Consider the following 12,708-nt stretch of genomic DNA (forward strand, 5'->3'; position numbering starts at 1 on the left):
AGGAAAGAATGTGAGAAAATTGGCTTACAAATACGAGGCCATCGCCGACAGTTTACGTCAAGATATCAAGTCGGGGAAATATGCGCCCGGTGAATTAATGCCGGATCAAAACAAATTAGCCGCGACTTTCGATACAACGCGGATTACGATTCATAAAGCCATTCAGCTATTGATTATTGAAGGGATGGTTTATTCTAAACGTGGTGCGGGGACGTTTGTACGTAAAGATTTTGGCATCACTGAAGATCATCAAGAGACATTGATGGACAAACCACTAGGGACAACGCGGACCAATGCTGGAAAGAAAGTTACGAGTAAAGTGTTGGAATTACAAGCACGCCTACCAACGACTCGTGAAGCTGAACAATTAATGATTGACGACATGGACCCGGTCTATGTTATTCGGCGAACCCGGTATGTGGACGGGAAAGTCTGGGCTTATGAACATACGATTATGCCAACCAGCATTGTGACGTTGACGAAGAGTGTACTGATGGGGTCGATTTATGGCTACTTGGAAAAAGAACGAGGGATGTCGATTGCCGGTTCTCATCGAATTATTTCGGCGGCCAAAGCCAATGATGAAGATATTGAAGGCTTAGGCTCTCAAGTAGGTGACCCAGTTTTGGTCATTAACCAAGTCAGTTACACAGATGACGGGCAACCATTCGAAATCTCAGAAGCACATTTACCATACGCGACTAGTACGGTCGTGGCCGATATTCAAATCCATTAATTAAAGGTGAAATGACAACTGTCGTTAATGTAGCAAGTGTTTGTTCAACGATCAAAAGTCCTCACTCTTGCCACCTGCCGTTCGCCCACATTGAGCCGGAACGCTGTGGGCGGACCGGTTCAGCCAAAAAGCGGTCTGAACCGTCGTTTTGAACCACAAAAATCGTGTTTCAAAAACGCCAGGCTCTAAGCGATAAATCGCTAAAAGCCTCCCACGGCTGGGCTCAATGTGAACTCACTCTCGGTTATAATGATGATGAGATTGAGTTGTATTCACAATACAGCCGGCTGAATCACTGGCTGACGTAGGTGACTCCTGTTAATGTACTAACTAATTATGATAGTCAAACGACAACTGAGCGTTGCTTGGTTGTCGTTTTAGTTTGCTTTTAAATTGGTGGAGGTTCATAATTTTAATTAAAGTAAACGGTTTCTTTGAAGGGATGAGCGAAATGGCAGCGGGATTATATCAACGATTAATTGACAAGTATGTACCGTTAACCGAAGCGACGTTTTTAACTTTGGTGAGTGTGGCACAACCGATACGAAATATGGATATCCCAACTAAAATTGCGACATTGACGAATCATCAGCTACAAATTGGTTTGGGAACGTTGTATACAACTTTACATATGTTGACGCAAGATTATCTGATTAAAGATCAAATAACCGCTGATGATCAGCATATTTATGAATTAACCGGGAGTGGACTCGCGGTGCTAGCGGCGGAACGAGATCGTTTGGGGCTACTGAACCAGATTATCAATCAGCTCGACTTACCAACTGACGACTAGGGATCGTATTTTTGGGGGTGTTTTAATGCAACGTTATCGAAATGTGATTAAGGGGTCAGCGGCCGAACTAAACTGGCTGAATGCGATGGTCAAAAAGGGGTGGTTGTTAGCTGACGTGCATGGGTCACGGTATGACTTTACACCGACAACGACCAACTACCGTCTTTTTACGGAATATGTCCCAGTTGATGTGGAAACCACGGCTACAACCAATGCCGTATTTACGGTTTTAGCTACGGCCACGTTAAAGCAACCGGCCATTAAAGTACTTTATACTGGGACGACCGATCCGAAGCTTTTAGCTGGAATTGGTACGGTAACAAAAGATGATCCACTGCAACTTAAAGTTGCGCTAGGCTTACGGAACCATCTTTGGAATTTAGTTAATGTGTGGACGCTCGGATGGGTCGTGGCATTCACCGTGATGCTCATGGTGTTAGTCGGCATCCAAGCGCCAGGATGGGCTTTTGAAGTGGGTCCCATCATTTGGCTTATTGGCGTGGTGCTCGGAATCAGTCAGATTGTGCCGATTCATCGGCAAGTGCGGCAATTACGTCGTCAATTACAAGATTATGACGATGCTTGGCGCCCAACTTGGCATATCTTTTTATACAAAATGCCCGCAGCCCCCGATTTAACGCCGATTGAAGATCTGGGTGCTTGGCGTTTGGTTGGACAAGACCATCATGGCACGTATTGGTATGATCTACAGACAATGGGCAATGAAGCCACGATTCGTGAGGCGTTACAGCCATTATTGCCACCACATACGGAAATACGTATTTTGAGTAATCTAGGATTATGGCCACTTTAAACAACTAAAGGTTGAAAGTTACTTTTTAGAAATACTTGCCACCTGCCGTTCGCCCACATTGAGCCGGAACGCTGTGGGCGGCCCGGTTCAGCCAAAAAGCGGTCTGAACCGTCGTTTTGAACCACCAACCCCGTGTTTCAAAAGCGCCAGTCTCTAAGCGATAAATCGCTAAGAGACTCCCACGGCTGGGCTCAATGTGAGCTCACTCTCGGTTATGTTAGTGATCTGAAACTAATTTAGCATGACTTAAACCAATACTAGTAAGGTTCCTAATCGTAAAGAAATAATATCACGTGCTCGGTGAGCAGAATCACTGTCAGCACGTTTTTTTTATGGACGATTTTACAAACACGTGCTAGGCTGGTAATGATGAGATCATCGAGTTTGATTTATACAATATATAAAAATATTCATATTTACATGACACCTCGGATAGATAGTAGTATTATATTTAAAGGCCAAAGCTGGGATGTGTGATTTACCCCTTTTGCTTGCCTAAATAAAAATATCTATAAATAATACTATGAATGTTTTGGTATTCGTCATACTTATTTCATAAAATCAGTATAGATTAGAAACTAAGTTCAATTGGTATAGGGTGCTGCCGCATCGATTGGACATAAAATTATCGAGGTGATTTTGATGCGACTAAAAGATTTAACAGGAGAGACATTTAGCCGATTGACCGTCATTAAACGAGCTAAGAGTGCCCCTAATGGGAATGCCCGTTGGTTGTGTCAATGTTCATGTGGTCGGCAGGTCGTTGTGGATAGCTATCGCTTACGCAAAGGCATTACCAAGAGTTGCGGATGTTTACGTGCTGATGTCAGCCGGAAAAATATTTTTGAAAATCCCCAAACACGAAAAAATATGGGCCGCAGTGACAACTTACCGTTGTATCAAGGAACGTCCGTTGATCGTTTGAAGCCGAATAGTCGGAATCGAAGCGGGGTCATTGGCGTGTCTTTTGATCGTTGTTCACAAAAATGGGTCGCGCGTTTAATGTATCGTGGACGCTTAGTGTTGAACCAACAATTTGCGGATATGGATGATGCCATTATGGCGCGCAAACAAGCTGAGGAACGCTATGTGGTCCCAGTCTTAGAAGAATATGCTAAAACCAGCATGGAATAAAACACGTACATAACGAGTTTGATCGACCTAGTTTGAAGCTAGGTCGATTTTTTTGGATGAATTTGACTGAAGTGACCCAAATTTTTCCGGGAATAGCGTATAATTAAAAATGGTAATTACCGTTGAGTAATTACGTTGACAATAAGGTGTGAGACTGTCTCAGATTATTTTATTGTCCTCAACGTGAGTGCTGGTCAAGCTGATCAGTGCTATTTTTTTGCCCTTTTTTAGGGGGAATTTGGTTTGGAAGGGAACTATCCAATCAAGTGCGTTAAATATTGACTCACGAGTCAATCTGGCTTATGATAACGTCAAAATTAGCGATGATCGCTAAAGGGGGCGTTCGATATGACGCAAGCCACACCAGTTTTAAAAATTTCACATTTACAAAAACGCTTCGGTAAGTTTAACGCATTGACAGATATTGATTTTGCGATTTATCCGGGCGAGGTTTTTGGCTTTATTGGCCCCAACGGTGCCGGTAAGTCGACAACGATTCGAATTTTACTGGGCTTATTGAAGGCCAATGGTGGTACTGCGACCATTTTTGGTCAAGATGTTTGGCAACACAGTGTCGCGATTCATCAGCGGTTGGCCTATGTGCCTGGTGACGTCAACTTGTGGCCTAACTTGAGTGGTGGCGAAATTATCGACTTGTTGCTGAAGTTGAATGGTGATCAACATACGGCTAAAACCGATGCCTTGATCAAAGCATTTAGTTTAGATCCACGGAAAAAAGCGCGGACTTATTCAAAGGGCAATCGGCAAAAAGTGGCGTTAATAGCGGCCTTTTCAACTGATGCCGACTTTTATATATTTGATGAGCCAACATCTGGGTTGGACCCATTGAATGAACAATTGTTCCAAACGCAAGTGTTACAGCTTAAACAGGCCGGTAAAAGTGTTTTGTTATCTAGTCATATTTTGTCGGAAGTTGAAAAAATGTGTGATCGGATCGGGATTATTCGCGAAGGGACGATTGTGGAAACCGGGACGTTAGCGGATATGCGGCACTTAACGCGGACCACGATTGACGTGCAGACGGTCCAATCGTTGGCTCATGTGGCCGAATTGCCGGGTGTCCACGGGTTGACGGTTAAAGCCGGTCAAAATCATGTCAGTTTTGCAGTGGATGCCGATCAATTGACGGCGGTGATGCAATATTTGAGTGCGCAACAGTTAGTTGCAATCACTAGTACGCCGCCGACGTTAGAGGATTTGTTCATGCGTTACTATACAGCGGCAACACCGGATCGGAAGTGAGTCCAATGCTTAAATCACTAGTAGCACGCACCGGGATATTATGTCGACTTAATTTAAAACGGGATGGCCTAAAGTTACTGATTTGGATGGTAGGTTTAGCAGGGCTGTTTACCGCAATTGCGGCTAAATTTGAAGGCATCTATGGAACGCAAACGGCGCTTAATACCATTGCAAAAACGTTGAAAACACCGGCCATGGTTTCGTTATTTGGTGAATTTACAGCCAAAATGCCCTACACAACTGCCACGATTTTTGCGACCGAGATGGTTGTTTTTATGGCAATCATGATGATCATTATGAATATTATGATTGCAGTCGCGGCGACACGTGGCGAAGAAGACACTGGCGTACTAGAGTTAGTTCGTGCCCACACGGTTGGCCGCTTAGCACCGCTATTGGCAACGGCTATTGAATTGACTAGTCTTAACTTTATTATCGGCTTGTTGTTTGGTGCGGGCCTACAACTGGCCCAACTGCCGGGAGCAAATACTACTGGTAATTGGTTAATTGGGATGGGGTTAGCTGCCAGTGGTTGGTTATTCGGCATGTTAACGTTGTGTTTAGCACAGATTGCAACGACAGCTAGTGAGACCACGATGTTAAGCTATGCAATTTTTGGTGGTTCCTATGTTGCCCGAATGGTGACTGATGTTCAGCATCCTAAGCTGACTTGGTGGGTGCCCTTTGGCTGGATTGAAAAGCTAGACGCCTATCAAACGAATCGGTGGTTACCCGTTGTTTGCATGTTGTTATTAGGCTTAGGTTGCTTAATTGGGGCCGCTTTAATGAGTTATCAACGTGATTTGGGGGCCGGATTAATCGCACCCAAGCAAGGTCGTTTACGAGCATCGGCAAGTTTGATGGGACCAACGACCTTGTTACTGCGACAATTGCGAGGAACGTTGAGTGCATGGGTCATTGGGAGTGCCGTATTGGGGGCGGCCTATGGCTCGATCTTTAATACGATTGGTGACCTGGCTAAGAGTAATCCGATGATTAAGCAATTATTGGGGACGTCAGCGTTAGTCGCGGCCAACCGGCTAATCGTGAAACAATTTATTGCCGTATTGGCGATTGTTTTAGTGGTGGTGGCGTTGATTCCGGCCATTCAAATCATGTTAAAGTTAGTCAGTGATGAACAAAAGGGAATTTTGCATCAGCTATATGCTACGGCAACTTCACGTTGGCATGTTTGGGCCAGTTATACTGGTGTGGCTGTCGTGACAGCTGGAATTGTCTTGTTAGCCGGTGTGGGTGGCATGTATGCAGCTGGTCACGCGGTCATGACAACGCCGGTTGTGTGGACGACTTATCGTCAGGTCTGGTTGGCCTATTTGCCAGCGATGTTGGTGATGGTTGCTGCGGCCAGTGTGTTAGTAGGCTGGGTACCAAAATGGCGTTATTTAGCTTGGGGCTGGACTTTTTATGGTTTTTTGTCGCTATATTTAGGCCGATTGATTGATCTACCAAAATGGGCCCGGCAGTTAACGCCACTAGGGTTTGTTAATCAGGTCCCTGTGCATGCCTTAGATTGGTCAACGAACTGGTGGTGCCTTGGACTGACGGTCTTGTTATTAGGCCTAGCAAGTTGGGGCTATCGGCGTCGTGATTTGGCACAATAGCGTATTGGAGAGGAAGAGACAGATGGCGGTAACCGTATTAAAGGATCCTAAAAAGGTGACGCGCATGCTTAAGGCCGCCACGCAGGTGTTTGCGGACGATGGATATCAACGGGCCAAGACGGATCAAATCGCAATCAAAGCCCAAGTCTCAAAAGGCTTGATTTTTCACTACTATGGCAGTAAAGCGGGGTTATATTTGGCTGTGGTTAAAGCGGCGATGGCAACAATTACGGCTAATGTTAGCCAACAAGCGTTGGCCGTGCCTCCAGATTTAGTGACGCTAGTGGTGCAAAGTACGCAAGCCAAAGCGGCTTTTGGGCAACAGTATCCAAATGAGTTTGCAGTGATGATGCAAGCTTATGGTGATGCCAAAAAGTTACCCGGACCGATTCAAAACCAGCTAATGACGATGTATCAGCAAGCGGTTCAAGGACTGCGTCAACAGTTTGATCAGGTCTTAGATCAGATGTCGTTACGACCTGATGTGGATCGTGAGTTAGTTCTTAACCTAGTTGTTGGGGTTTACAATCAATTGTTCGCGGAGTTTCAAGCCGAACAGTCGCAACATGCGGGCATGAAGACGATGTCGGATGCTGATTGGATTGTGAAACGAGCACGGGCCTATATGGAAATTTTACAGAGTGGTTTTGTAAAATCACTGACATAATTCGAAATGACTGGCTTAGGAGCCGATTCCTAAGCCATTTTTAGTGGAATTGATAACCTGTGGCTATTGATTTAATGCCTAGCCGTCATTAGACAGGGGCGCGGCGAGTGCTAGAATCAAAGTTGTAAAGATGATTGTGAAAAAATATTCAAATATTTATCATTAACCTCGGTACCTGCATCAGTTGCATGGTATCATTGATAACCGTAGACTATGATTTAGCTATTATTTGATTTTGTAAGCGGTTCAAATTGATTGGCTGGTGATAAGTATCACGTTGAGAGCGAAAGGGTGACCGTCATGGAATTCAAAGCAAAGCGGGTCGGAACAATGAAGCAGAAACAATATTTACCATTGGCCTTAGGCATTTATATCAATTATGCCATTTTAGGAATGGCGACCATTGTGGTTTCGCAATATGGAACGCAATTTCAAGCGCTGTGGCACACTGATCTAAAAGGGATCTCAACGGTTATTGCGATGATTGGGATCGGTCGATTGATCACGATCCTAGTCGCCGGGTATCTTTCTGATCGTTTGGGTCGTAAAGGGACGATGCTCATTGGGATGGTTGCACAGATCATCTTCTTGTTAGGACTATTCTTTAGTACGAATTTGATCAGTGCCTGTGTTGCGGCGCTATTTATGGGGGCGACGAATTCTTTTGGAGATACAGCCAGCTATCCGGCCTTAACCGATGCGTTTCAAGACCAAGCTGCTAGCATGAATTCATTGGTTAAAGCCGCCATGTCGTTGGCCCAATTTGTCTTGCCATTTATCGTCGCGGCCGAACCAAGTTCTAAGTTTACGTTGCTAGCGATGGTATTGATTATGGTCTTTGATATCGTGTTGATTGCGATGGCGGCTTTTGCACCGCAACCAGTCATTACTAAGGCTACCAAGGCTACGACGACAACTGTTGCCACGCCAACTGATGGTCCCCGGCCATCGATGCTTATTGACGGGAGCTTGTTAATTTTAATCGGCTTTACGTTGTCCTTCACGTTTTATATCTTTTCACAATATGCGCCAAACTTTGGGAGTGCCGTGGTTAAATTAGGAGCGAATAATGCGAAATCGTTAATCTCATGGTATGCCAGTGCCTCGTTGATCTCAGTTTTCATTACGTCATCATTGGTGACGAAAGTAAAACCGATTAAATTGATTTTTGTTTATACGTTAGTGTCTTTCTTAGCATTATTGCAAATGGTTTTAGTCCCAAGTGCAGCTGGTGCGCGGTTAACCGCCATTGCGATTGGGTTCTTCGCTGCTGGGGGTATCTGGCAATTAGGATTGACGTTACTCAGTCAATATTTCCCAGCTCAAAAGGGGAAAGTAACGGGGTACTATAGTTTTGCAACGGCATTAACGTTCTTTGTTGGGCCGTTAGTTTCAAGCTTTATCATTAATGACACGGCAGTTAGTGTCTTACATGTTTTCCAAATTGATACTGCGGTCACTTTATTAAGTCTACTTATTGTGATTATCCTAATGATTCGGAATCGGCGTTTTCAAATTTAAAACACAGCTAAACGGGCTAGCTATCAAGGCTAACTCGTTTTTTGTTAGTTCTATTCTTAATGAATTGTGGTAAATTAGAGATATCTTTATAAGCAGACGAAAAAGAGGATACCATTTATGGAAAAAAATTTAACCGCCGACCAAAAGGCGATGGTCAAACAGTTGACCGCTTTCGCTGAACAGCATTTAGCGCCTTTGGATCATCAGATTGATCAAACAGGCGAGTTTTCGCAAGCCGCCTATGACTTGCTTATCCAGCAAAATATACCGCAATTAGGGCTGGCTAAGCCATATGGTGCGGGGCTAAGTACCAAGTCACGAGCTTTAGTTCTATCAATTATTGCTCGGGCATCTGCCAGCTTAGCGGTTGTGCTAGAAGGGTTATGGAAAGCTGCTGAGCAAATTGATCATTACGGTACCCCGGAACAAAAAAAACAGTATTTAACGCGTGGTCATGACCAATTGATGGGGTTTGCAATTACGGAGCCTAGTGGTGGGAGTTTGCGTGGTGTGCAGACACTTGCGGCTAAAACCGAGACTGGTTGGACCTTAAATGGTGAAAAGGCTTTTGTGACTAATGGTGGTCAAGCCGGCACTTATGTTGTGTTAACACGTGAAGAAAATGGTGAGTTTGCCACGTTTATTATTGATGCCGATATGCCTGGGGTGACGATCACGGCTAAACAAACCACCATGGGCTTGCGCGGCGTTTCAGTTGCGGGTATCCATATGCAAGATGTGCAGGTGACGGCGGCGAATATGCTTGGTCGTCCGGGACAAGGTTTAGATATTGCTCGCCGCAACCAAGCAATTGCGCGAATCTTTATGGGCGCGATTGCAGCTGGTGTGATGGAACATGCGCTCGATTGTGTCAAGATGTATGCGGCTAAACGTGAAGTTGTGGATGGTACTTTGAATACCATTCCAGCTGTTCAAACTAAAGTTGCTCAGATGACGATCCAAAAACGCGCCGGCGAATTATTGGCGTTTGATGCGGCCGACCAAGTTGATCAGCATGTCGATTTTGAAGCAGCAGCCACGATGGCTAAGTTGTATGGTGGGCAACATGGTTTTGATGTGACCAACCAAGCGATTCAAATTGTTGGTGGGTTAGCTTATACGCATGAATTTCCACTGGAACAATTACTGCGTGATGTTCGGGCTTTAGACTTAGCCGAAGGTTCTGCTGAATGGCTGTTGCAAGATTTAGGGGCTATCGAACTTGGCGTTGCTGATCATCAAAATACGGTCGACAATCGACCAGTGCCAATGGCCAAACGAATTGCGGTTTCAGATTTGCATCGGATCGTCAAACAACTTCATTTAACTGAAGATGTCCCCGTTAATGTGGGTAATGTTAAAACGGCTAAGCGGATTATTGCGCTAGGTCGTGGGGCACTTGATCCAGCCGTGGTATTACAGGCCCAACAATTAGCGAAGTGGATTGGCGCAACGATTGCGGTCACCCGACCATTAACGACCCTAGAACAATTTAGTGTTGATCAACAGATTGGACTTAGCGGGGCAACGGTCACACCAGAAGTGATCATTACGATTGGTATTTCTGGTGCGGATCAATTTGTGATCGGCATGGTTGGTGCTGAACATATTGTGGCAGTTAACCAAGACGAAACGGCGCCAATTTTTAAGGTGGCACAACATGCGTTTGTTGGTCAGGCAATTGACTTTTTAACAGGGATGTTATCGGCGTTGAACTAGTTATTAGCATCGTGTATTTTCTGATATGATTAATTTGATTGTATAAAACAATTGGCTTGAATATACGGGGATTGATCAAAGAGGAAATGGTGATTGATAATGAAATCAGGACTACGATCCAAACCCTGGCTAATCGGTGGCATCCTTATTGTGGTATTGGCGATTGTTGGTGGTAGTGTTTACTGGCAACAATCGCGGGCCACGCCCGTTAAAGATGTGGCGCGGCATGCCAATCAAGTGGAAAAACAAGGTGGATTATCCACGGCCACGATAAAGAAGCGACTTCAACCCACGTTATCGACAACAGGAATTAAGTCAACGCAAGCATTAACGAAAACCTACACGCAACAACTTGAATCCCTTTCAGCGGGTGCGGCCGCTAAAGTGATCACCAATCCGTATCAGACTAGCCCATTATCGGCATTGATCTTGGTGAAGACCAAAGCAGCAACGCAAGTGACGACCGAAGTTGTGGGTGATTCCAAGGCAACGACGATCACTCATACGATTAAAGGATATCAGACGAGTCATCAGATTGGGGTACTTGGTTTGTATGCGGGTCGGACCAATCAAGTTAAGGTGACCTATACAACTAAGGCCGGTAAAAAGACGACCAAGACTTATGCTATTAAAACGGCCAAGGCACCAGCCGAGATTGGCACTAACACGCTTAAAACCAGTACGCCTAGCAAAATGTCGTTAGGCACTGGCAATACGAAGCTCACATTTGCGGTTAGTAGCCAAGGCCTAACTTATGGTCTGGACGCCCAGGGACAAATTCGCTGGTATGCGACGAATAAAATTTCACATGTCTTTAAGACCCTAAAAAATGGGCACTTGTTGATTTTAACTAAAAAAACAACTAGTGATTCGAAATATAATGCGTTACGGATTACCGATTACTATGGTCGGGTCTATAAGCAATATGACTTTAGTGGAGTGTTCCCAACTAAAGCGGACCCGAAAAAGACCGCCGTTAATACGGTGATTCACCATGATGTCATCGAAATGCCGAATGGCGACTTCTTGTTAACGGTTGATGATGGTAGTGCGAAGTATGTGGAAGACACGATGATTCAAATTGATCACCAGACTGGTAAGATTAAAAAGGTGATTGATTTGAAACGGGTCTTGTTCAAGAGTGCCTATACGAAGTACGATGCGACTAGTCGCTCAGATGGTAAATTAGATTGGTTCCATCAAAATTCTATGGCTTACGATCAGAAGCATAACTTATTGTTAGTTTCTGGTCGAAACCAGTCGATGATTTTAGGCTTAAATTATCGGACTGGAAAGCTTAAATGGATCTTAGGGGCGGATCAAAAGATTCCCGCTAGTTATCAAAAATACTTGATCAAGCCAGCTAAAGGCACTCATTTCCAATATAACGGTGGTCAACATGCCATCAATATTGTTGGTGAAAGTGACAGTGGCAATGTGTTGCAACTGGAATATTACGACAATAATGTCGCGGTCACACGTGGTGATCTGACAACGTCTAAGCAATATTCTATTGGTACTGAAGTGCGTTTGAATCAAAAGCAAAAGACGGTTAAAACCACGTGGTCATACGGCAAGTCACGTGGAACTAAGAACTTTACCAATATTGTTGGGAGTAGCTATCAAGTTGGTCAAGGGAATACGTTGATAGGTTTTGGCTATGCCGATAGTGGTAAGCGTAGTGAATTTGTTGAAGTTAACCGCAAGACCAATCAGGTGGTCTTTGATGTGAACCGGACCAACTTTAGTGCGGGAGATTGGTCATATCGGGCTGAACGGTTATCGTTATATCCAACTTATTAATTTTATGAACGTCATCATTTAGTTGATGGCGTTTTTTGTATTAAAAATAGCGTAAATAGCGCCAGGCGATGTTGGGTTCCACTAATGGAATATCAGCAGCTAAATTAGCGGCCACAAGTTGAGTTAATAGTTCAGTGGGTGCTTGGGTTTGGAGGTGTTCGAGAATTAGGACAAAGACTTCAAAGTCAGCGTGTGTCTGGGTTGTGAGTGGTCGACTAACGCTGATTTCTTCGGCCAAGTAAGTGAGCAAGTTATCGTGGATAATTCGGTCCAGTGGACTAGGATCAGTCAATACAACTTTGTTCAAGCAGTGGTGGATTTGTTTCAAATAAGTAGCGATTGGATGAAATTGGCTGTTTGTGGTTAATTTATAGGTCATGCCAGTTGAACTAATTGCTAAGCAATCGATGGTATTGGCATTGAGTGACCAGTGTGCAAGACACGCAGATAGTTGTTGGGATAATGACGGTGCTGGATCGGTGACAATGGCGTTACGTGAGGCTTTTAGTGATTGATCAGGTTGCGAAGCAGGCCAATTTTTTAGCCACGCTGCTAAGACGGCTGCAAATGGTGCCCGGTAAAGCTGAGATTCGTTTGGTGTTAAGACAATAGTCAGTGGCTCAGTCATAGTCATGT

11 protein-coding genes are annotated in these 12,708 nt (G+C 44.5%); 10 read left to right on the plus strand and 1 reads right to left on the minus strand.

Going from position 1 to position 12,708, the window contains the following annotated elements; translation table 11 throughout:
• The first annotated feature begins 19 nt into the window (after nucleotides 1–19).
• From FFM84_RS06710 to FFM84_RS06755, 10 genes are all read left to right on the plus strand, one after another.
• Nucleotides 20–736 carry a GntR family transcriptional regulator gene (locus tag FFM84_RS06710; protein WP_130844743.1) on the plus strand — a complete coding sequence of 239 codons (717 nt, stop codon included), beginning with the start codon at nucleotides 20–22 and terminating at the stop codon, nucleotides 734–736.
• Nucleotides 737–1,187: 451 nt separating this feature from the next.
• Entirely contained in the window at nucleotides 1,188–1,529 is a 342-nt protein-coding gene (locus tag FFM84_RS06715) for a PadR family transcriptional regulator (RefSeq protein ID WP_130844384.1), read from the plus strand.
• Between the two features lie 25 nt (nucleotides 1,530–1,554).
• A complete protein-coding gene (locus tag FFM84_RS06720) occupies nucleotides 1,555–2,343 on the plus strand; it encodes a hypothetical protein (protein WP_130844383.1) in 789 nt (262 codons plus the stop codon).
• A gap of 642 nt (nucleotides 2,344–2,985) precedes the next feature.
• On the plus strand, nucleotides 2,986–3,477 hold the full coding sequence (locus FFM84_RS06725; RefSeq protein ID WP_130844382.1) for an alcohol dehydrogenase: 492 nt from the start codon (nucleotides 2,986–2,988) through the stop codon (nucleotides 3,475–3,477).
• A gap of 348 nt (nucleotides 3,478–3,825) precedes the next feature.
• Nucleotides 3,826–4,740, plus strand: coding sequence for an ABC transporter ATP-binding protein (locus tag FFM84_RS06730; protein WP_130844381.1), 915 nt, complete (start codon nucleotides 3,826–3,828; stop codon nucleotides 4,738–4,740).
• A gap of 5 nt (nucleotides 4,741–4,745) precedes the next feature.
• Nucleotides 4,746–6,362, plus strand: a complete 1,617-nt coding sequence (locus FFM84_RS06735) for an ABC transporter permease (protein ID WP_130844380.1) — start codon at nucleotides 4,746–4,748, stop codon at nucleotides 6,360–6,362.
• A 22-nt stretch (nucleotides 6,363–6,384) separates the two neighbouring features.
• A complete protein-coding gene (locus FFM84_RS06740) occupies nucleotides 6,385–7,029 on the plus strand; it encodes a TetR/AcrR family transcriptional regulator (RefSeq protein WP_130844379.1) in 645 nt (214 codons plus the stop codon).
• Between the two features lie 300 nt (nucleotides 7,030–7,329).
• Nucleotides 7,330–8,550 (plus strand): MFS transporter, encoded by a 1,221-nt coding sequence (locus FFM84_RS06745; RefSeq protein WP_225424754.1) that lies wholly within the window; start codon nucleotides 7,330–7,332, stop codon nucleotides 8,548–8,550.
• A gap of 117 nt (nucleotides 8,551–8,667) precedes the next feature.
• A complete protein-coding gene (locus tag FFM84_RS06750) occupies nucleotides 8,668–10,269 on the plus strand; it encodes an acyl-CoA dehydrogenase family protein (RefSeq protein WP_130844378.1) in 1,602 nt (533 codons plus the stop codon).
• A gap of 99 nt (nucleotides 10,270–10,368) precedes the next feature.
• The gene (locus FFM84_RS06755) at nucleotides 10,369–12,072 is read left to right on the plus strand and encodes an aryl-sulfate sulfotransferase (RefSeq protein ID WP_130844377.1); all 1,704 of its coding nucleotides are present in this window, start codon (nucleotides 10,369–10,371) and stop codon (nucleotides 12,070–12,072) included.
• 40 nt (nucleotides 12,073–12,112) lie between these two features.
• Here the strand turns inward: FFM84_RS06755 and FFM84_RS06760 are convergent, their stop codons facing one another.
• The gene (locus FFM84_RS06760) at nucleotides 12,113–12,706 is read right to left on the minus strand and encodes a hypothetical protein (RefSeq protein ID WP_130844376.1); all 594 of its coding nucleotides are present in this window, start codon (nucleotides 12,704–12,706) and stop codon (nucleotides 12,113–12,115) included.
• Nucleotides 12,707–12,708: the final 2 nt, after the last annotated feature.

It is taken from the genome of Lactiplantibacillus mudanjiangensis (assembly GCF_005405385.1).
In the GTDB taxonomy this organism is placed as follows: Bacteria; Bacillota; Bacilli; order Lactobacillales; family Lactobacillaceae; genus Lactiplantibacillus; species Lactiplantibacillus mudanjiangensis.